15 protein-coding genes are annotated in these 21,051 nt (G+C 62.9%); 12 read left to right on the top strand and 3 right to left on the bottom strand.

Annotated features, from left to right (window positions below; all coding sequences use genetic code 11):
• From GGQ87_RS09845 to GGQ87_RS09885, 9 genes are all read left to right on the top strand, one after another.
• On the top strand, positions 1-5,707 hold a 5,707-nt coding region (locus GGQ87_RS09845; protein WP_168047003.1), incomplete at its 5' end, for a VCBS domain-containing protein.
• Between the two features lie 499 nt (positions 5,708-6,206).
• Positions 6,207-6,518 carry an energy transducer TonB family protein gene (locus tag GGQ87_RS09850; RefSeq protein ID WP_168047005.1) on the top strand — a complete coding sequence of 104 codons (312 nt, stop codon included), beginning with the start codon at positions 6,207-6,209 and terminating at the stop codon, positions 6,516-6,518.
• Between the two features lie 113 nt (positions 6,519-6,631).
• Positions 6,632-7,030, top strand: a complete 399-nt coding sequence (locus GGQ87_RS09855; RefSeq protein ID WP_168047007.1) for a DUF1622 domain-containing protein — start codon at positions 6,632-6,634, stop codon at positions 7,028-7,030.
• A 226-nt stretch (positions 7,031-7,256) separates the two neighbouring features.
• Positions 7,257-8,471: a tyrosine-type recombinase/integrase gene (locus GGQ87_RS09860; RefSeq protein WP_168047009.1), complete on the top strand. Its 1,215-nt coding sequence runs from the start codon at positions 7,257-7,259 to the stop codon at positions 8,469-8,471.
• Complete coding sequence (locus tag GGQ87_RS09865) at positions 8,468-8,794, top strand: hypothetical protein (RefSeq protein WP_168047011.1); 327 nt, start codon at positions 8,468-8,470, stop codon at positions 8,792-8,794. Before GGQ87_RS09860 ends, GGQ87_RS09865 begins: the two co-directional genes overlap by 4 nt.
• A gap of 112 nt (positions 8,795-8,906) precedes the next feature.
• A complete protein-coding gene (locus tag GGQ87_RS09870) occupies positions 8,907-9,116 on the top strand; it encodes a helix-turn-helix transcriptional regulator (RefSeq protein WP_168047013.1) in 210 nt (69 codons plus the stop codon).
• A gap of 2 nt (positions 9,117-9,118) precedes the next feature.
• Complete coding sequence (locus GGQ87_RS09875) at positions 9,119-9,310, top strand: helix-turn-helix domain-containing protein (protein ID WP_168047016.1); 192 nt, start codon at positions 9,119-9,121, stop codon at positions 9,308-9,310.
• 144 nt (positions 9,311-9,454) lie between these two features.
• Positions 9,455-11,164, top strand: coding sequence for a site-specific integrase (locus GGQ87_RS09880; RefSeq protein ID WP_168047018.1), 1,710 nt, complete (start codon positions 9,455-9,457; stop codon positions 11,162-11,164).
• 11 nt (positions 11,165-11,175) lie between these two features.
• Positions 11,176-12,207, top strand: a complete 1,032-nt coding sequence (locus GGQ87_RS09885; protein WP_168047020.1) for a site-specific integrase — start codon at positions 11,176-11,178, stop codon at positions 12,205-12,207.
• A 331-nt stretch (positions 12,208-12,538) separates the two neighbouring features.
• On the opposite strand, the gene GGQ87_RS09890 is transcribed toward GGQ87_RS09885, so the two are convergent.
• Positions 12,539-13,414 (bottom strand): MBL fold metallo-hydrolase, encoded by an 876-nt coding sequence (locus GGQ87_RS09890; protein WP_168047022.1) that lies wholly within the window; start codon positions 13,412-13,414, stop codon positions 12,539-12,541.
• 32 nt (positions 13,415-13,446) lie between these two features.
• Positions 13,447-13,833 (bottom strand): MarR family winged helix-turn-helix transcriptional regulator, encoded by a 387-nt coding sequence (locus GGQ87_RS09895; RefSeq protein ID WP_168047024.1) that lies wholly within the window; start codon positions 13,831-13,833, stop codon positions 13,447-13,449.
• Positions 13,834-14,043: 210 nt separating this feature from the next.
• On the opposite strand from GGQ87_RS09895, the gene GGQ87_RS09900 reads away from it, so the two are divergent.
• The 3 genes from GGQ87_RS09900 to GGQ87_RS09910 all read left to right on the top strand — a co-directional run bounded on the left by GGQ87_RS09900 (position 14,044) and on the right by GGQ87_RS09910 (position 20,105).
• The gene (locus tag GGQ87_RS09900) at positions 14,044-14,829 is read left to right on the top strand and encodes a LytR/AlgR family response regulator transcription factor (RefSeq protein WP_168047026.1); all 786 of its coding nucleotides are present in this window, start codon (positions 14,044-14,046) and stop codon (positions 14,827-14,829) included.
• A gap of 366 nt (positions 14,830-15,195) precedes the next feature.
• The gene (locus tag GGQ87_RS09905) at positions 15,196-18,600 is read left to right on the top strand and encodes a TonB-dependent receptor domain-containing protein (RefSeq protein ID WP_168047028.1); all 3,405 of its coding nucleotides are present in this window, start codon (positions 15,196-15,198) and stop codon (positions 18,598-18,600) included.
• A 395-nt stretch (positions 18,601-18,995) separates the two neighbouring features.
• Positions 18,996-20,105: a sensor histidine kinase gene (locus GGQ87_RS09910; RefSeq protein ID WP_168047030.1), complete on the top strand. Its 1,110-nt coding sequence runs from the start codon at positions 18,996-18,998 to the stop codon at positions 20,103-20,105.
• Here the strand turns inward: GGQ87_RS09910 and GGQ87_RS09915 are convergent.
• A complete protein-coding gene (locus tag GGQ87_RS09915; RefSeq protein ID WP_168047032.1) occupies positions 20,102-20,881 on the bottom strand; it encodes a response regulator transcription factor in 780 nt (259 codons plus the stop codon). The genes GGQ87_RS09910 and GGQ87_RS09915 overlap by 4 nt on opposite strands.
• Positions 20,882-21,051: the final 170 nt, after the last annotated feature.

The following is a 21,051-nucleotide window of genomic DNA, read 5'->3' on the forward strand; positions in this document are numbered from 1 at the left end:
GGAATCCGACCCGCAGACCCTGACCATCACCATCACCGGCACGAACGACGGCCCGGTTGCGGCAGTGGCGACCAACAGCGTCACCGAGGACGCGACGATTACTGGTTCAGTGTCCGCGACGGACGCCGACGATGGCGTCGCCAGCTACGAGCTGACCAACGAAGCCCCCGCCGGCCTCACCTTCAACCCGAACGGCAGCTACAGCTTCGACGCCGCGTCGTACGACTACCTGGCGGCGGGCGCGACCGAGACCGTGACCGTCAGCTTCATCGCCATCGATGGCGAGGGCGCGGAATCCGCCCCGCAGACCCTGACCATCACCGTCACCGGCACCAACGACCTTCCCGTCGTGACCGCCGCCACCGGCGCCACGACCGAAGGCCATGCGGTCTCGGGCACGCTCCCCGTGGCCACCGACGCCGACGCGGGTTCCTCGATCGTGAGCTACCAGCTGACCGCAGCCGCTCCGGCCGGCTTCGTGCTCAACCCGAACGGCGCCTGGACCTTCACGGGTCAGGGCTATGACAGCCTGGCGGCAGGCCAGACCGCCAACCTGGTGGTCAACTACACCGCCACGGACGACAAGGGCGGCGTTTCCGCGCCGCAGACGCTGACCCTGACGATTACAGGGATCGCCGGCACCAGCGGTAACGACACCATCATCGGCACCGCCGGAAATGACACGCTCGAAGGCGGCGCGGGCGCCGACAACATCTACGGCCGCGACGGCGACGACATCTTCATCGGCAACGTCGACGGCGTGGGCGACGCCTATCGCGGCGAAGGCGGCTCCGACACGGTCGACTACAGCGGCGCGACCGGCGCGATGAACATCAACCTGACCAATGCGGCCTCGGGTGGCGGCGTCGGAACCGACCAGCTCTACAGCATCGAGAACGCGATCGGCTCACGGTTCAACGACACCATCGCCGGTAGCGCCGTGAACAACGTCATCACCGGCGGACTCGGCGACGACACCATCAACGGCGGCGCCGGAACCGACACGGTCGTCGTCAATGCCGACGCTGCGAACGGCATCGCCGTCCAGGGCGCTTCGCGCATCACGGTCACCACCGCCGACGGCGTCGACGTCCTGCGCGGCGTCGAAGCGATCCGCTTCAACAACGCCACGATCCAGGTCAATGGAACCACCGGCAACGCCTTCGCCTACGGCGTCGACGACGCCGCCTCGGCGACCGAAAACGGTTCGGTGACCGGCTCGGTTCGCACGAACGACATCGAGATCGAAGGCGAGGCGATGACCATCACCTCGGCTCGCGCGGGCGCCGAGAACGCCGGTGGCGCGATGACGACCCTGTCGGGGCCGACGGTGATCATGGGGGCTCACGGCACCCTGACCATCTCCGCGGACGGCTCGTACGTCTACGCGGCCACCGACAACTCGCTGGCCGGAGGCGAAGTCGTCACCGACGTCTTCACCTACAACGTGAACGACATCGCGGGCGAAGGTTCGCTGGCGGCCATCACCTTCACCGTGACGGGGGCGAACGACGCGCCGGTCGCCACCAACGGCTCCAGCTCCGTCAACGAAGACGCCACGGCGGGCGGTACGGTCGCCGCGACGGATGTCGACGGCGACAGCATGACCTACGTCCTCGTCAACGAAGGGCCGGCTGGTCTGACCTTCAACCCGGACGGCACCTACACCTTCGACGCCTCGGCGTTCGACTCGCTGAACGCGGGCGAGACCGAGACGGTCACGTTCCAGTTCCAGGCTCGGGACGAGAACGGCACGCTGTCCAACGTCGCCACGCAGACCATCACCATCAACGGCGTCAACGACGCCCCGGTGGCCACCGACGCCACGGACGAGGTGGATGAGGACCTGACGGTTTCGGGCCAACTCATCGCTTCGGACGAAGACGGCTCGGTCGCCAGCTTCCAGGTCGTCGGCGAGGCGCCTGAAGGCTTCACGCTCGGCACGAATGGTTCCTACAGCTTCGATGCCGACAGCTACGACTACGTGGCCGACGGCGAGACTGAAGAGGTGGTGGTCACCTACACCGTGACCGACGATCAGGGCCAGGTTTCGGATCCGCGCACCCTGACCATCACCATCACGGGCTCCAACGACGCTCCGGTGATCAGTGTCGCGAACGGCTCGGTCGACGAAGACCAGGTCGTCACCGGCTCCGTCACCGCCACGGACGTCGACGGCGACGCCTCGGCGGTCACCTATGCGGTGGTTGGCGAGACGCCGGCCGGCCTGACCTTCAACCCCGACGGCACTTACAGCTTCGACGCCTCGGCGTTCGACACCCTGAACGCCGGCGACAGCGACACGGTCAGCTTCGACGTGCAGGGCACCGATGAAGACGGCGGTCTCAGCGAAATCGAGACGATCACCATCACCATCAACGGCGTCAACGACGCTCCGGTGGCCACCAACGCAACGGACGAGGTGGACGAGGACCTGTCCATCACGGGAACGCTGACCGCCTCCGACGAAGACGGCTCGGTCGCCAGCTTCCAGGTCGTGGGCGAGGCGCCTGAAGGCTTCACCCTCGGGACGGACGGCGCCTACAGCTTCGATGCAGACAGCTACGACTATGTGGCTGAGGGCCAGACCGAAGACGTGGTGATCACCTACACGGTGACCGACGATCAGGGCCAGGTCTCGGATCCGCGCACCCTGACCATCACCATCACGGGCTCGAACGACGCCCCGGTGATCAGTGTCGCGAACGGCTCGGTCAACGAAGACCAGGTCGTCACCGGCTCCGTCACCGCCACGGACGTCGACGGCGAGGCCTCGGAGGTCACCTATGAAGTGGTTGGCGAGACCCCGGCCGGTCTGACCTTCAACCCCGACGGCACCTACAGCTTCGACGCCTCGGCCTATGACTCTCTCAACGCCGGCGACACCGACACGGTCAGCTTCGACGTTCAGGGCACTGACGAGGACGGCGGCCTGAGCGAAGTCGAGACGATCACCATCACCATCAATGGCGTGAATGACCTCCCGGTCGCCACTGACGCCACTGACGAAGTGGACGAGGATCTCGCCATCTCGGGTCAGCTCGTCGCTTCGGACGAAGACGGCTCGGTCGCCAGCTTCCAGATCGTGGGCGAGGCGCCTGAAGGCTTCACGCTCGACGAGGACGGCGCCTACACCTTCGACGCCGACAGCTACGACTACGTGGCCGACGGCGAGACTGAAGAGGTGGTTGTCACCTACACCGTCACGGACGACCAGGGCCTGACCTCAGACGAGCGTACCCTGACCATCACCATCACGGGCTCCAACGACGCCCCGGTGATCAGTGTCGCGAACGGCTCGGTCGACGAAGACCAGATCGTCACCGGCTCCGTCACCGCCACGGACGTCGACGGCGACGCCTTGGAGGTCACCTATGAGGTGGTTGGCGAGACGCCGGCCGGCCTGACCTTCAACCCCGACGGCACCTACAGCTTCGACGCCTCGGCGTTCGACACCCTGAACGCCGGCGACAGCGACACGGTCACTTTCAACGTGCAGGGCACCGACGAAGACGGCGGCCTGAGCGAAATCGAGACGATCACCATCACCATCAACGGCGTTAACGACGCTCCGGTGGCCACCAACGCAACGGACGAGGTGGACGAGGATCTGTCCATCACGGGAACGCTGACCGCCTCCGACGAAGACGGCTCGATCGCCAGCTTCCACACCGTGGGCGAGACGCCTGAAGGCTTCGAGCTGGACGAGGACGGCTCCTACACCTTCGACGCGGCCTCCTATGACTACCTCGCCGAGGGTGAGACCGAAGACGTGGTGGTTTCCTACTTCGTCACCGACGACTCGGGCCAGAACTCCGCGACGCGGACCCTCACCATCACGATTACGGGCTCGAACGACGCCCCGGTGGGCGACAACGCCACGGCCCAGGTCACCGAAGGCGGAACGATCACTGGTTCCGTCAGCGCCAGCGACATCGACGGCGACGTCGACGTCGACGGCTACGCCCTGACCAGCATGCTTACGGGTCTGGATTTCAACCCGGACGGCACCTGGGAGTTCGACGCTTCGGGCTACGACCTGAATGTCGGCGAAACGCAGAACGTGAGCTTCACCTTCACGGCGACCGACGATGAAGGCGCTGTCAGCGAAGAGCGGACCGTCACCATCACGATCAGCGGGGCCTCCAATCAGGTCGTGCTGGCCGATGGTGGAGACACCTTCGTCGGCAACAACCGCGACGAGACCGTCACGGGCGGCAATGGCGACGACCAGATTCTGGCCGGCGGCGGCGTCAACGTTGTCAACGCCGGCGCCGGGGATGACTCGATCATCACCGGTTCGGGCGCCGACACGATCTCGGGCGGTCAGGGCGATGACTCGATCATCTCCGGCTCGGGCGCCGACAGGATCGACGCCGGGGCCGGGAACGACACCGTCAACGCCGGCTCGGGCGACGACACGGTCATCAGCGATGCGGGCAACGACATCCTCGTTGGCGGCAGCGGGATCGACACCCTGTCGTTCCACAACTCGACCGCGGGCGTCGCCGTGAACCTCAGCCTGGCAGGCCGCCAGACGACCGTTGACGGGGCCGACCAGTACATCGGCTTCGAGAACATCGTCGGCACCGCCTTCAACGACACCCTCACGGGTGACGACCAGAACAACCGTCTGGAAGGCGGCGACGGCGCCGACACGCTCAACGGCGGCGTGGGCGTGGACACCATGATCGGCGGCGCGGGCAATGACACCTACTTCGTCGACCATGTCTCCGACGTCGTCCTCGAGCTGGCCGGAGGCGGCACGGACCGGGTCTTCACGACCCTGGCGAACGTCACCATCGGCGCGAACATCGAAGGCCTGTACGGCCAGAGCGCCGCAGGGCATCGCTTCACCGGCGACGCCGGAGCCAACACGCTCGTGGGCTTCACCGGAGATGACGTCCTGATCGGGGGCGACGGCTCCGACTACCTGATCGGCGGCGCCGGCAACGACACGCTCTACGGCGGTTCGGGCGCGCTCAACACGATGCAGGGCGGGACCGGCAACGACACCTACTATGTCGACGCCAACGACACCTACCTCGAGTTCGGCAGCGAAGGCACCGACCTGGCCATCGTCTCGCTGAACACCCACACGCTCCGGGCCAACGTCGAGAACATGACGTTCAACGGCACGGGCGCCTTCACGGGAACCGGCAACGCCCTCGACAACGTCATCACGGGCGGGGCCGGCAACGACATCCTCCGGGGCGCGGCGGGCAACGACACCCTGATCGGCGGCGCCGGTACCGACATCGCCCGCTACTCGGGGGCGGCGGCTGGCTACTCGGTGACCCAGGAAGGCAGCGGCTGGCGGGTGATCGACACCAACCTCGCCGATGGTGACGACGGTTCCGACCTGCTGCAGGGGATCGAGACGCTGATGTTCGGCAACGGCTCGACGCGGGCGCTGACCGCGCCTGCGCCACTGGCGCCGCTGCCTTCCGCCAAGCACATCGGCGACGCCGCTGTTCTGCCGGGGCTGATGGACGACGCCTTCCTCATGCATGCGACGAGCGACGAACCGCTGGTGCTGCCGTCGGGTGGCGCCGGGTTTGGGGGCGAATTCGACGCGCTGGTCCTTCCGGTCAGCAACGACTTCGTCCTGACGACCGATCTCTTCACGTCACTGCATCTCGACAACGGGTTGCTGGACGCCGGGCAACCGACGTTCGACGCTCGCGACGACTTCTGGACGATCTAAAGGGGCTCTGGGCCGTCCCGGATTCGTCCGGGGCGGCCGCTCCTCTTCATCCCGGATGCGGGCGGCGGATCCGGCAGGACGGCGCCTATGTCCGGCGTCGCCGGGACCGGCCCGGTAGAAATGCTCACAGCCCCAGGCATGGCTCCGGACGCCGTGCTCCCGTGGAGGCTTCCCGATGAATCTCTTCGCTATCTTTATTCTGGTCGCCAGCGCCCTTGTCGCGGGGGCGCCATTCGCGGTGTCCTTGTACAGCGGTCAACGCGGTCACAAGAAAGACCGCCGGAACGCGCGGCGACGCCGGGCGCAGGAAAGAAAAGACTGGAGTCACGGGCGCTGATCCCTGGCGCGCAGGCTCCCCGGACGACGTCCGGACCAGTCCTGAAGCCGGACGTGGCTAACCACGGTGTCCGCCGTCGCTAAATACTATCGGACGGAAGCTTGCCGAGCCGCCGGAACGGAATGGACCGCGTGGTCATTACGGGGCTGACCGAGGTGCCCCATGCTTGTTCTGTCTATTACCGCCGCCCTCCTGCTGGACCCCACCCCCAAGCAGAAGGCCTTGCTTCAGGAACCGCAACCGGCGGCGCAGGCTGTGCGGCAGGAAGCGTCCGGCCGGACCCTCGCCAGTGTCGCCGTCACTCTGGAATGCACGGCCAGGGCCAATGGTCTGGTTGAGAACTGCAAGGTCCTGGGAGAGACACATCCGGGACTGGGTTTCGGCGACGCCGCGCTTGCCTTGATGCGGGACGCCCGTGTCGAGCCGGGATCCGACGACATCCAGTTCGCCCGCACGATCCAGTTCCTGCCCTGAGCGGCTCCAGATAGTCTCTCTCGTCAGGGAACGCGCCCTCGCGACCTGACGGCCCGAACATCCGTCATGAAGGCTCCCCCGGAACGCAGCGGAAGCTCGACTGTTCTCAGTTCGTGAATACCGATGCCGTCCACCGCTACGTCGACACACTGGCAAGGCTTCTTGAGCTCGCCGGGGTCGGGATCATTCTCATCGGTGTCGTGTTCGCGACAGCGTGGTTCATACAGCAGGGCCTGAGGAAGCGGGACTGGCGTGTCGCCTACGACAACTACCGCTCCAACCTGGGGCGCGGGATTCTGCTCGGACTGGAGTTGCTCGTCGGCGCGGACATCATCTCCACCATCACGGCGCCGCTGACATTCGAAAGCGTCGGCCTGCTCGCCGCCATCGTGGGGATCCGGACATTCCTCAGTTTCTCACTGGAGACCGAGATCGAGGGATGCTGGCCATGGGACCGGACGAGGAAGGACTCTGTCCGCAGTCGTGGCGGTCAGTCTCGCGCGTCCCAATAAGGGGTCTTGCCGGTAATGACGGGGGAACAGATGCGCCCGATCCCTATTGAGCCGGGACGTCTTGGCCGGTGGCGGAGAGGGTGTCCGCTGTATCGGGTTCTCATGCTGTCTCTGCACGTCTACTAACGCACTGTTTTGACAATGATTGCTTGACGGCGAGTCCATATCGGTCCCCAGTCATCCTAGGATTTCGACACCCTAAGTAGGGACTGGAGTAGGGACTGGAATGGCTCGGCAGCTACATCGATTGGCGCCTCGGGCGGCACTCACCACCTCTGTCCCTGGACGCTACGCCGACGGCGGAGGGCTCTACCTCGTGGTGTCACCTAGTGGCAGTCGCAAGTGGGTCTTCCGGTTCCGCTGGAAGGGGCGACTTTCTGACATGGGCTTGGGATCGGCCACAGTCGTCCCCCTCAGCCGCGCGCGCGAACGTGCCGCCGAGGCCCGGCTCAGTATCGCCGAAGGGGTCAACCCGCTCGTCGCGAAGAGGGCCGGAAGATCTATTCCGACATTCGGTGTGTTCGCCGACGACCTGGTTGAGGCGGTGAAGAGCCAATGGCGCAATGCCAAGCATCAGAAGCAGTTTCAAAGTACTCTCGAACGTCACGCCGCTGATCTGAGGCCGATGAGGCTGGACGACATTGAGACGACCCACGTTCTGGACGCTCTGAAGCCGATCTGGACGTCCAATCCGGAAACTGCATCGCGGGTGAGGGGGCGGATCGAACGCGTTCTCGATGCCGCGAAAGCAAAAGGCTATCGGTCAGGCGAAAATCCAGCCCGCTGGAAAGGGCATCTCGATCAGCTCCTGCCAAAGCGATCCCAACTCACGCGAGGCCATCATGCGGCGCTCCCGTTCTCGGATGTGCCGTCGTTCATTCAGGATCTTCGGAGCCGCGACGGAATGGCTGCGCTCGCGCTGGAGTTCACGATTCTGACGGCGGCGAGGTCGGGCGAGGTTAGGGGAGCGACCTGGGCAGAAATCGATCTGACGAAGGCGGTATGGACGGTGCCCGCGAACCGAATGAAGGCCGGCAGGGAGCACCGGGTTCCCCTAAGCAAACGGGCTGCTGAAATTCTTGGCCAGGTCGAGGCGCTGGCGGGCGACGATTCTGAAGCGTTCGTGTTCCCAGGCCCCAAGGGATCCCGAACGTCCCTTTCGGATGCCGCGTTCAGCGCCCTGCTAAAGCGGATGGGGAAAGACGGCGTGCTTACGCCACATGGCTTCCGCTCCAGCTTCCGGGATTGGGCAGGCGAGACAACCACCTTCCCGCGTGACGTGGCCGAGATGTGCCTGGCCCACGCGGTTGGTGACATGACTGAGCGCGCGTATCGCCGCGGCGACGCGCTTTCAAAGCGCCGCGAACTTATCGACGCGTGGTGCCGCTATTGCGACCCGGGCGCCTCGGAGCTGGTCGGCGATAGGGACACCGGTGAATGACGCGCAAGCGCATCCTGTCGCTAGAGGAAGAGCTCGCCCAGATCGACCGTGAGATTGAACGGCTCGAGACGAAGGCCCGCCCTTTACTTGCCAAGCTGGATCCCATTCAGGCCGCGCTTCTCGAGCTGCGGAAAAGCAGACAGGCCAAGGAAGCCGGGAGTGCAGGAGGGCGGGCGAAGCGAAAGCCGAAGTACGACTATGAGCGCGTGTTCAAGACCTATGACGAATGGGGAGGACGCGGCGCCTTAACCGAGACGGCAAAGCTGCACGGAATTCCGATCCGAACTCTATCTTATGCTCTTGACAGGCGATCCAAGGCCTAGAATCGACGTCACGACATGGCAATGGAGCGGATAGGGGCTCTAATTTCCATGTCGTGACAACAGGCTCTCACTGCTCGGGCTGATCGCCCGAGCCGTTTTTGGAGAGCTATTCATGTCACCCACATCGCTACGCCTGGAGCGGCTACCGGCTGTCGTCGCTCGGACCGGGATGAGCCGTTCCTGGATCTATAAAGAGGTCGCGGCTGGCCGCTTCCCGAAGCCGGTCAAGGTCGGCGGCGCGTCCGGCTGGAGCGCCGCAGCTATCGATCATTGGATTGAAAGTCTGACCAGCGACCCCGCCGCTCGCTCGGGGGCTTGCTGATCATGGCGAACGCAATCCCCGCGCTGCCGAAATTCTTCACCGTCCGGGACGTCGCGGACATCCTGACTGTATCCGACAAAACGGTGAGACGGCTGATCGCCAGTGGCGATCTCCCTCACCACAAAGTCGGCCGTCAGGTCAGGATTTCCCAGCGGGACTTCCGCGATTTCGTCTCGCTCCGACGCGGTTTCTGATGTCGAGCCAAGTCCCTGATTGTCCACGTGGTTTTGGTGGTCGTTGACTACACCCGCACTCAACCGACCCCCGATCCGATCCGTGCTTAGTCAAAAATGGCCACTCCCGGCCACCCAAGACCACCCTGTCCCAAGGAGGACAAAATGAGCCAACTAGAAATCCCGTTTCCGGAACTTTCCACTCCGGCGACCCTAGCAGAGGCTTACGCCTTCTACCACGACGCCAATAGCGACCACCCTCATAGGAGCGGCATCCGTTCCGCGTTCAAGGCGATGTCCAGAGCGATTGGTCTTCCCCTCGACCAGATCCCCGCCGACGTTGTGCGCCTGCGCGCGCTGTTGGCCACGGCCTCGCCGGCTCGGGCGGGCGTAAAGCCCATGTCCTGGAAGTCGATGAAGTGCCTCGCTCTTCGGGCGCTTCGGGAAGCCGGCGTCGAGTTGGCGTCCGGTCGCGATACCTCTGAAATGAGCCCGGCCTGGAGAGCGCTCATCGACCGCGCCGAAACGCGGGTCGGCATTGGGCTGGGCCGGTTCGCCAAGTTCCTGACCCGCATTGGCGTAGAGCCCGACGCTATCACCGCTGACGCGTTTGCCGCCTGGCGGGGCGAACTGCTGGACACCAGTCTCCGCGCCAATCCTGAGACCTCCTACAGGCAGATGGTCAGGCTTTGGAAAGCGTGCGAACACAAGGTGCCCGGCTGGCCCCAAGTGCCGATGGAGTCACCGGAGGACCCTCGCCGGTTCTCACTTGCTTGGGACGCGTTCCCGAAGACCCTGCGGGTGGAAGTGGATGCGTTCCTGTTTTCGCGTCTCCATCCTGATCCCCTCAGCCCGGACCCGGCGCCCAAGGTGCGGCCCGCTACCAGCAAAACCCGCGAGAAGAACCTTCGCGCCTTCGCCACTGCGCTTGTCCTGAGCGGAGAAGTACCGATCGACGAGGTCAGGCAGCTCGCGGTCCTGACCCAGCCGGTGAACATCCGAATGGCCCTCGGGTACCTGCGCAACGAGCGCTTCGGCAAGGAGGTGCGGCCGCAGCTTCTCAACCATGCCGAGCTGATGAAAACGATCGCTAGGCATTGGGAGAAAGATCTGCCCAAGGCGGAGCAGATCGGCCTTCTGATCAAGTCGCTGAAAGGGGCGCTCGGACAGGCCAGCGGCATGACCGACAAGAACCGGGCGCGCCTGGTCCCGTTTGACGATCAGGACAATGTAAAGCGTCTGCTCGAACTGCCGCAGCGCACCTTGAAGCGTGCTGCGGACGCCCCCCGGAGCCATCTCACCGCGGTCAGGGTCATGTATGCCACCCAGGTAGCGCTGCTGATGGCTGTGCCCCTGCGAGCGAAGAACCTCACTGGTCTCAAGCTGGGCGAGAACCTGATCGAGAGCGGCAAAGGGAAGACGCGACAGGTGCGTCTGTTCCTCTCGCGGGAGGAGACCAAGACGCACAGCGACTTCACGGCGGTTCTGCCCGCCCGGGTGGTAACACTCCTCGACGCTTGGCAGGAAGACTGGCGGCCCCTGGTGTCCAATCAAGCCAGTCCCTACCTCTTCCCCAATGCCTCCGGGCTCCTGCGAAGCCAAGGATCGCTGTCTTCGAAAATCTGCCGCTTCGTGGAGCGCGAGACAGGCCTGAAGATGCACCTGCACCTCTTCCGCCATCTTGCGGCGAAGCTTTACCTGCGGTTCGATCCCGGTGGTCTGGAAACGGTGCGCCAACTGCTTGGCCACAAGAGCATCAAGACGACCTTGAAGGCCTATGCCGACTTCCAGACAGAACCCGCCTTCATCCGGCTCGAAGAGGCACTACTCGACCTCTACGCAGCTCCTCGTCCCAAGCGGAAGACGAGCCGATGAGGCCGGCTCGCATGCCCCGCTTATGGGGGTTTTCCGAATGGCCTATCGACGATCAGGCGGCCTGGACCCGCGCGGCGGAAACCGATCCGCTCGCGCGGGAGGGGCAGGGGGCGTCGTCTCACTGGCGCGCCACGACCCGGCTGTTCGTACAGCTCGGCTACGGAAACTGGCTGGGCTGGCTGGACGCGCGCCATCCGGATTGTCTGAGGCAAGCTCCGGCTGAGCGAGCGACGACCGAGTTGGTCCGAGAATATCTGATTGAACTTACCGAGGCTGGGCTCGCCAACTACACCCGGGTCGGTCGGCTACAGGCCCTAGGTGATGCCCTCCGCACGATGTGCCCCGAGACCCCGACTGCCTTCATAGGGAAACTCGCAGGGCGGCTGTCCGTCGAGGCTCGGCCGTTGAGGGACCTCAACGGCCGCCTCAGGCCGGCCCGCGAGATTCTCGAGCTGGGCTACCAGCTGATGCAATCGGCTGACGTCGATCACCTGCCCGGCGTACGCAGACCAATCGCTTTCAGGGATGGCCTGCTGATTGCCCTTTGGGCCTGCCGCATGCTGCGTGTGTCCAATATTTCGGCCATTACCATTGGCCGGCAACTTGTTCTGACGGCCGATCGGCACCGGCTCGAATTCGCCGCCGGGGAGATGAAGCAGCGCCGGCCATGGGGATGCAGTTGGCCCGAGCGACTGGAGGAGGCGCTCGGGCAGTATCTTGAGGAGCATCGCCCGCTGCTCTTGGCGAAGGGTGACGATTCTTCTGCTAGACTTTGGTTGTCGCAGTTCGGGACTCCGATGCGCGCCACGTCCGTCGCCCAGATCATCAAGCTGCGCACTCTCGCTGCCTTTGGCCAGTCCATCAGTTCGCACCTCATGCGCCACATTGCCGCGACTGAGCTAGCGGAGGCCTATCCGGACTCCTCGATCGACATAGCCGCGGTCTTGGGGCATGCGACGACGGACACGGCAGACAAGCACTACATCCTTGGGCGCGGGGCGGCGGCCGTCCGGGAATACAACGCCTTTCTGGACGACCTCTAACCGCTAGCGCCCCGTGGACGATCGCGCGGTTGGCGGCAGTCCAAGTCGCCCGCGATGTGATCCACTATGTAGCGCCGGCCGGCGAGCAGGACGCCTATGTAGCGCGCGCTTGCAGCGATCGATGTCGAAGGCTCCAACGACGCTGCAGTATAGAACTGCATGGCCTTGGCGTCGCTTCAGCGCCCGGCCGACCTCGGTGATATGTTCGGAGACCTCCGCGTGTCAGTTGGCACTAGGGGTTCTGTGAGCCTAACCAGCACCCGTCTCCAGTTTTAATCCTGATCAGACATCCGAGTTTGCCGCCAGCCTGCCTCTGTCGTGCGGGCGGCGGTCAGTCCTGAGCGGGTAAAAGGCTGTCATAGACGGCACTGACGAAGCCATCTTCTTCGCCTTCCAGGGCGTAAGTGGCAGCAGGGCGATCTCCGATGATCTCACCCTTCGTTCTCCCAGCGTCGATTCCGGCCTGCACCTTGTCACGAACAGTGACGAGCATTGCACGATACGCTTGTAATTCGGCGCGGTTGGCCGTTGGCCCGTGTGCAGGGATGATCTGAGTTTCCCCGTCTGACATCACCAGTCCCGTGTCTACGGAAGCGATAAGACCCTGGATCCCGCCACCGCTGCTCCGGTCAATGAACGGGTAGAGGCCATTGAAAAAGACATCGCCCATGTGAAGCACGTTGGCCCCTTCCAGATAGACGAGGGTGTCACCGTCCGTGTGGGCCATTGGCGTGTGACGGAGCTGAATCGTCTCCCCACCGAAATGCAGGGTAAGGGCGTGGTCGAAAACGATCGATGGCAGCGCAATTTCCGGGGAGGCGGGGATAGTCCGGTCATAGGCGGCCATGAACTGGTCCGTTCCAAGCCGCATACGGACATTTCGATGGGCGACAATTACGGCCCCGTGATCGGCCAGCCCAGCGTTTCCCCCTGAATGATCCAGGTGCCAATGGGTGTTGATGACGTAGCGCACTGGGCCGGGAGAGAGGGACCGGGATGCTGCGAATATCTCTTCCAGGTCGCGCGGACGCTCGTCGTCGACCAGTAGGACGCCGGACGCTTCTGGGACAATCAGGACGTTGCCATCACGCCCGGTTAACAACCAAGCGGTCGGCGCCAGCTGTTGCAGGTTTTCAGCGTTGTGTGCAGAGGCTGCTGGATCACTGAATGACAGGGCGAGTGCAGCCGCGATAATTGCGTAAGGCATGGAACCTCGAGAACTAACAATGGGGGAGTCGCTTATTGGAACGCGCACTCTATCTCGGCGAAAAGCCGCCTTCCGTCGGCGGTCAGGGCTGCGCGGCGCACACGACCATCGTTCAGGTCGCCCAGAAGCGCCACCAACCCGTAGCCTGACTTGCGCGTCCCGCGGTAACCAGTGGTCGTCAGAAGGCCGACGCTCCTAGAGATCGTCGCCTGGCTTTCCCGAGTTCGAGCACATAGATCCTTTAGCCGAAGGCCCTCTTCCGAGGCGATCGTCAGAAAGACCGCTAACTGCGTGAGCGTCATCGCGGGCGCGCTCGCTCTGGCGATCTGAATAGCCGCAGCCATGTCCATTGATCGCAGCCTGAAGTCGCCCGGAACCGCACCGGGGTAGTCTTGCGGGGTGACTGCGAAGTTCGGCATGAAAGTCCGGGCTACCGTCCGAGTTCGCTGATCGAAACCCCGCGGCTAGCTGAAGGGTGCCCGTCCGGCGAGCATTTCGCCGCGCCAAAACCTACGTTGGTCGTAAGCCGTGGGTGCCCGACGCTGCCTGCGTGTGCTTGAGCGATTTTTCCGGCGCCGGGCCGGGGATCAGGTTATCTCGACGTATCTGCTCCGCCGAGGAGGTTAGAGATGCGGGTAATAGTCGCCGACGACGAACCGCTCGCGGTAGGGAAGATGCAGTCGTCCTTGGCATGTATTCCTTCTGTTGAAGTTGTGGGGTGTGCGCGCAACGGCGTCGAGGCGTTGTCCATGATCCGGAGTCTGAAGCCCGACCTGGTTATTTTGGACATCGAGATGCCTGGCCGGAACGGCCTCTCGGTGATCGAGAACCTGCGCTCAGGTGAAGCGATCCCAGAGGTAATATTCTCGACGGCCTTCGCTCACTATGCAGTGAAGGCGTTTGAGGTGAACGCCGTCGATTATCTTACCAAGCCGATCGCGTTCGACCGCCTTCGCGACGCAGTGCGCAACGCGGAGGAACGGCTTGCGGCGCGGACAGCCAACCAACGGTTTTCGGAACTACAAGCCTTGATCGCTTCGCTACAAGCTGAGGCCGGCAATGACGGACAGGCCTACGAGCAGGAGCTCTGGATTCGGAGGAAAGAAGGTCTCGAGCGGTTGCCTGTTAGCAGCATCGATCTGATCGAGGCTCAAGGTGACTACGTCAATCTTCACATTGGCGATGAGATGCATCTCATCCGGGACACAGTCAGTTCACTATGTCACCGGCTCAACCCTGTTGTTTTTGTTCGCAGCCATCGCTCTTTCTTAGTGAACATCACTCGGGTGCGCGGCATTCGCCGAAAGGCGGGGGGGCGAATGGAGCTGACCCTGGACACTGGCCGCTTGGTGGCTGTTGGGCCCAGCTACGCCGAAAGCACGCTTAAGGCAGTCAACGCCAAGCGCTGGCGTTAGCGCCGAAGTCGCTATTCGCCGCGACGAAAAGCCCAGCCGAATAGCCAAGCCGGCATCCGGCAGCGACGAACCGTTGTCGCAATGAACCATGCTTCTACAAGATGCGGCGTCGCTGCTCTGTTTGCCTGCTCGTGGCAGCCCGCACTAGTGCGTAAGCATTCAGGTTTGTATTTACATATCGTGAGCTCAAAAGGCCACACGCAGCGTCGCATGTTATTCACGTGAATATTTCGATTGCGCGTTTGTGGCAGAACATAGTCTCAAGCGGTCGACGGCATGCTGTGCTGTTTATCAGTAGCCGATTGTCTCAACCAGTTTTCCACCCCCGGCCTTCGGCGGGAGGTGACGGCTCTAGGAGGGGTTTCTATGAATATGCGTCAGTCCATCAGGCAGCGGCTTCTGGTCGGCACGATTATCAGCGGATCGGTTCTTGCCATTGCGGGCGCTGCTTCCGCACAGACTGCCGCAGTGGCCGGCACTGCGCCGCAAGCGCCGCTCGACCAGGAGGCCGCACAGATCGAAGAGGTCATTGTGACTGGCTCGCGTATTCGCCGCGACCCGACAAATGCACCGACTCCCTTGATCCAGGTCAATCGCGAACAGCTCCTGACCACTGGCCAGACCTCGGTGATCAACTATCTCGCGACCTTGCCGGTGCTCTCGAACTCGACGATCCCTTCCGATACGACCGGCAACCTCAACACGGGCGGATTGTCGCTGCCCAACCTGCGGGCTCTAGGGTCCAATCGGACTCTGACCCTTGTCGATGGTCGCCGTCACGTCGGAGCGGCGCAAGGCAGTCTCGCTGTCGACATCGATGCAATTCCGCGGCTGCTGATCGAGAACATCGAGATCATCACCGGAGGTGCCTCGTCGGTCTATGGGGCGGATGCGGTGTCCGGCGTGCTGAACTTCCTGCTGCGCAAGGATTTCGATGGCCTGGAGGTCGATGCCAACTGGGGGATGGTCAACCAGGACGGCCAAGCAAACCGACGGGTTTCGGTCCTCGGTGGCGTCAACCTGCTGGATGACCGCCTGAACATCTATGCCCACGGTGAGTATGACCGGACAGACGGTGTGAACGTCGCAGACATAGACTGGCTCATGGAGGGGCGTGTCTTCGGCGCCGCCGGAACGGCGGTCGACGCTGATCCGACGTCAGCGAGGAACGACGGCGAGATCGATGTTGTCCCCTTCAGTCATGTCCGACGACTCGACCGGATGCCCTGGGGTCAGACCACGCTCGCGAACGCCCAGCGTCCCAGTGCACTCAACGATCCCGACGTGCCTTTGACCAACTGCACCACTGTCACCAGCGCTAACTGCTATAGTGTCGACCCCACGCGAACCTTCGTTTACGACGGCCCCACGGCACGCTTGGCCAACTTCGGGGAACGTATCGGCAATGTCGGCGCCAATCGCGGCCATAACATCGGCGGCGACGGCATCCCTGTGCATCAGTTTGCGGGCTTGTCGCGGACACCGGCCACTGAGTCCCAGCGCTTTCAGGTTGGCGCAAATTTCGCGGTCTCCGACACCGTTAAGCTGACGGCGGAATACAAGACGATCACGGAGGACAATTTCCTCGCCTCGCAGCCGACCTTCTTTGACGCGTTTCTGAACAACGATTCGCGAGGAGCGGGTGAAGTTAACCAGCTGCGTTCGCAGACGCAGTTCGATCTCCGGCTGGACAACGCGTTCCTGCCGGCGAACGTTCTGGCTGCGATCAACGCCAACATGGTTACGAACTACAACAACCCCACGGCGACGACGCCCGGAACACCGCAAACTCCGGTGTCCCGGCAGTGGGCGCGGCACGCCGCGTTTGGTCCGGACCGCACCCAGACCAATCAGCGTGAGATTGAGCGATTTGTGATCGCGCTGGAGGGATCGATGAGCCGATTGGGCTTCGTCGACAACGTCAACTGGGATCTGTCCTACGTCTATGGCGAGGCCCGTAACGTGAACGTCGAGCGTGGCGTGGATTCGCAGCGGTGGGCGTTGGCAGCGGATGCGGTGCGCGACAACGCCGGTGTTCTGGGAACGCCCGGTGCGATCGTGTGCCGATCGCGCTTGATTGCGGCGAGCAATCCCGGCCGTACGGCCGCAGACGGTACGGGAGGTCTCCGGGACGACTTCCGGATCGGGCGCGCAGGCACAGTTGGGGACGACCTTCGTGACACCGTCGAGGGGCAACGCGCCCTCAGCCAGTGCACTCCGCTCAACATCTTCGGTGCAGGCAACCAAAGCCAGGCGGCCCTGGACTACATCGACGCAGCGATTACAGTCTCTCACACGAACGAGCAGGAGCAGCTCCTAGGTGCTGTGTCCGGACAGTTGTGGGACTTCTGGGGCGCCGGTGAGATCGGGATCGCCCTCGGGGCGGAACATCGCCGGGAGTACGCACAAGGTATTGGACGCAGCGCCACGACTGGCGACCGCTGGCTCCTGCTCAATACTGGCGCCGACTTCGCGGGTGCTGAGTACCAATCGGACGAGATTTTCGGTGAGCTGTCATTGCCGCTGTTCCGCGACAGCTGGCTTGGGGATTACGCCGAACTGAGCGGCTCGTATCGCTTCGCTGACTACACGACAGTCGGCAAGACGGAAGTTTATGGCGTCAACCTGGTCTATCGTCCGATTGCAGACATCGCTTTCAAGACCAGCTTCAACAGCTCAATCCGCGTTCCTGACCTGTCAGAAAACTTCGCGCCGCTTACGCAGACCTTCTTCAACATGCCCGTCGACCCCTGCGCTACGACCAATATCAACGCGCCCTTCTCGGCCAACTATACGGCTGAGAAGCGCTCGAATCGGATTGCGAACTGTACCGCCTTGGCGGCGGCGCAAGGACGAAGCTTCGACTTCGCGGGAGCAACGGCCACGAACACCGATGACTTCAACCCCAACTATGGATCTGGTGTCGGCGGTGTCGCCGGGGGCAATCCGTTCCTCAAGCCGGAGCAGTCGGACTCGTTCACTTTCTCGACCGTGCTGGAGCCGCGTTTCATCCCCAACCTCACGCTTGTGCTCGACTATTATGAGATCGAGATCACCGATGCGATCGCCTCGATCACTGCACAGCAGGCAGCAAACAACTGCGTGGACGGGTCCTCGCTGAACTCCGCAGCTTGCGCGACAATCTTCCGCCGTGATCCGACACCGGGCCGAGAGTTCTATATCGGCGCGCCCGCCGGTGACCCATTCGGCGGCTTCATTCAAGGCTCCGTCAACTTCGCAGCGTTCACGACCCGCGGGCTCGACTTTACTGCTCGATATTCCCTCGATCTGGAGGAGACCACAGGCCATGATTGGGGTCGCCTGAACTATTCCATCGGCGGCCTGTGGCTGCTTGAGCAGGAGTTCTTCACCAACTCGGCGGATCCCACAGACGGCACTGAGTTCGCGAGTACCGCCGTAATCGGTGGCGGCCTGCCGAGGGTTCGCTTTAGTTCTTCGCTTACCTGGACCCCCACGGACACGCTGAACCTCAACTGGACCGCTGACTGGCAGAGCGCCCAAGACATCGTCAGTCCGCGTGATTTCATCAACGACGTGGACGCAAGGCCGGCTGATTCGTTAAACACTGGCAACTTCACGCGTCACGATTTCACTGTGAAGTGGCAGGCGCGAGACGACGTGTCGGTGCGGGTTGGGGTCGTCAACGCCTTCGATGCTGAACAAAGCCGATATCTGGCCGGTGCGCTGTACAGCAACTTCGACCCCTATGGCCGACGCTTCTTCATCGGACTGAACTATCGGCCCAACTAAGAGAGCGGGTGGCGTGCGGGAGGGCGGTTTCATACGGAACCGCCCTCACCGGTGCTTTTTATCAGGCCCGCGCCGCCGGTGCAGGGCTCCAGACAAGGCGCCCAAATGAAGTACCGAGCTACGATATCCGTGGAGTTCGAAGCGTTCGACCATTCAGAGTTGAGACAGTGCACGCGGAGTATTGCTGAGGACGTGAAGACGCTTGAAGGGCGATTTGATGCCGTTCACTTGACTGTCAAGGAACGACGTCCCCGCCAAATGCCACGTGCAACGGCGCCGCAGCAAACTTGGGCGAGCAGGGGAGGGTGTTAACCCCAGCACGTCCAGCCTGCATTGGGCTGTGGACCCGGAGTTAGCAGTATTCATTGCCTGGAAAGGCCGGAATGATGCCGAGCATGTTCGACAGCGACGCCGTTGAAGACCCCGCGAACGATCCCCGAACCCTCGATCGCGATGTCATACTCTTCGCCGCCGGCGTCTGGGCCGCAGAATTGCTGCAGTGGTTCCTGCGTTCACTCTCCAACGAAACGCTCGGTGGACCGAAGGAGATACTCGAAAAGGTCCTCTACAACACTGTGGCCTTCGGCCTTACCGCCGGCATATGGGGAATTCTCAGATCCCGCGGCCCATTCAGCGGATGGCGGTTCATCCGGGTTTCTTCGCCGCTGATCCTGCTGGCCTCGGCGCTCAACACCGTTTTGGCGTGGGCGATCTATTATATGTACACGCCGGTTGCTGAACCGCTGTTTCCGCTAACGTTTGAATGGATCCGGCTGGCTCCGCAGCCGCTGTCTTACCTTTGGGTGTTTCTTACCTGGGCATGTCTGGTCGCCACGCTTGTGGGATCCGCCGAGATGCGGACGCGCGAACGTGCGCTAGCCGAGAGCGAGTACCAAGTGCAGCAAGCCCGGCTTCACGCGCTCCGCTATCAGATTCACCCGCATCTGGTTTTCAACAGCCTCAACGCAATTCTCGCTCTGATGGGCAAGGGCGACCAGGTGTCGGCCCGGCGTGCGCTTGAGCTCCTTTCTGACTACCTGCGCAACGCGCTGGCATCGTCGTCAGCGAGTCTGGTTACTCTCGATCGCGAATTCGGAATGCAGAAGCTCTATCTCGACATCGAGGCCATTCGTTTTGCGGATCGGCTGCGCATTGTGTTCTCGGTCGATCCCGACGCGCGAGCGGCCCTCGTCCCCAGCATCATTCTCCAGCCTTTGGTCGAAAACGCAGTCAAGCATGGCCTTGCCCTGTCGATAGAGGGCGCGACGATCGAGATCGGGGCCCGTCGCATGGGAGATCGTTTGTCACTCTGGGTTCAGGACGACGGCATGTCGGCGAGCGATCGCATCCCCGAAGGATTTGGAATTGGGCTCGGCAATGTTCGATCACGTCTGCAAACGCATTATGGTGACGATGCATCCCTGACCGCAGGCCCGTCAGGAGGGGGCTGGCGCTCTGAAATCGTCATGCCGTTCGAGGTTGAAGTCTCAGCGGCAAACGACTAGGCGCGTATCGCCGCGGCCGTCCCTGAAGCATGTGCGGCCGACGACCCAATACGTTTCAGCTGGGCGTTGAAAGTGTAGCCTTGACCCCAAATGTTGCGGATGGGGAGATCTTGGCCGCTGTTCCTGCGGAACTTTCGGCGCAGACGACTCACCGAGACCCGCAGATTGTTCGCCTCTGTGCTGTCCATGTTCATAGCGAGGACGCCAGCCGGATTGGTCAAACTGTCGATCAACTGAATGTCGCCGCGGGATAGTCCGCAAACCGCGCCCGCGGGCGACCTTAGTAGACGGCTGACGACATTCAGGACCCAAGGTTCGCCGGCCTCGCTGCCGTTGTCATTGGCCAGTAAGCCCGTCGACCGTTGAGCGCCGCGACGTAGTAACCGCTTTGCCCGCGCCAAGACCTCTCGAGGATCGACGGGATGCTGGAGGAAGTCATCGGCGCCCAACTCAAGGGCGACGATACGGTCCACCACGTCTCCCTCTTCCAGCAGTACGATCAAGTAGGGCGACGCCTGTCGGCCGATCTTCTGGATGAGCAGCGAAAGACCGGAATCCAGAACCTTGGCCGTCAGGATCAGAACATCGGGCTCTGGTGATCGGGTATCATCCACTGCTCCGCCCGTTGGATGCCAATCGTTGACGACCGCGCCTCGGCCCTCCAGAGCCAGCCGAAGCGCTGCGTCATTGCTGTTGGATCTGAGCGAAGAGAGTCCGATCGAAATCGACCGCTCATCCAACGTGGGGACTTGGAGAAGGCTGCTGTACATCGGCATTGACCCTTGGGTCCGAGCTGATCACGGACTGAGTTGCGTTGGTAAGCAAGCTAGCCGTGCGGCAAGAAACCGGTCGCAGTCAGGAGGCGGTTTCGCGAACTGCTCGCCTGTTCGTCGCATCTCGATCGCGATTGGGCGGGTCGCTTCGGTGTGTCGGTCGCGCGCCAGTT

Source organism: Brevundimonas alba (assembly GCF_011927945.1).
Lineage (GTDB): Bacteria > Pseudomonadota > Alphaproteobacteria > Caulobacterales > Caulobacteraceae > Brevundimonas > Brevundimonas alba.

Excerpts from the sequence above, each read along its gene's own strand:
- GGQ87_RS09850 (WP_168047005.1), top strand. The coding sequence starts at position 6,207 with ATGCTTGTTCTGTCTATTACCGCCGCCCTCCTGCTGGACCCCACCCCC.
- GGQ87_RS09860 (WP_168047009.1), top strand. The coding sequence starts at position 7,257 with ATGGCTCGGCAGCTACATCGATTGGCGCCTCGGGCGGCACTCACCACC.
- GGQ87_RS09865 (WP_168047011.1), top strand. The coding sequence starts at position 8,468 with ATGACGCGCAAGCGCATCCTGTCGCTAGAGGAAGAGCTCGCCCAGATC.
- GGQ87_RS09870 (WP_168047013.1), top strand. The coding sequence starts at position 8,907 with ATGTCACCCACATCGCTACGCCTGGAGCGGCTACCGGCTGTCGTCGCT.
- GGQ87_RS09875 (WP_168047016.1), top strand. The coding sequence starts at position 9,119 with ATGGCGAACGCAATCCCCGCGCTGCCGAAATTCTTCACCGTCCGGGAC.
- GGQ87_RS09880 (WP_168047018.1), top strand. The coding sequence starts at position 9,455 with ATGAGCCAACTAGAAATCCCGTTTCCGGAACTTTCCACTCCGGCGACC.
- GGQ87_RS09885 (WP_168047020.1), top strand. The coding sequence starts at position 11,176 with ATGCCCCGCTTATGGGGGTTTTCCGAATGGCCTATCGACGATCAGGCG.
- GGQ87_RS09890 (WP_168047022.1), bottom strand. The coding sequence starts at position 13,414 with ATGCCTTACGCAATTATCGCGGCTGCACTCGCCCTGTCATTCAGTGAT.
- GGQ87_RS09895 (WP_168047024.1), bottom strand. The coding sequence starts at position 13,833 with ATGCCGAACTTCGCAGTCACCCCGCAAGACTACCCCGGTGCGGTTCCG.
- GGQ87_RS09900 (WP_168047026.1), top strand. The coding sequence starts at position 14,044 with ATGCGGGTAATAGTCGCCGACGACGAACCGCTCGCGGTAGGGAAGATG.
- GGQ87_RS09905 (WP_168047028.1), top strand. The coding sequence starts at position 15,196 with ATGAATATGCGTCAGTCCATCAGGCAGCGGCTTCTGGTCGGCACGATT.
- GGQ87_RS09910 (WP_168047030.1), top strand. The coding sequence starts at position 18,996 with ATGTTCGACAGCGACGCCGTTGAAGACCCCGCGAACGATCCCCGAACC.
- GGQ87_RS09915 (WP_168047032.1), bottom strand. The coding sequence starts at position 20,881 with ATGCCGATGTACAGCAGCCTTCTCCAAGTCCCCACGTTGGATGAGCGG.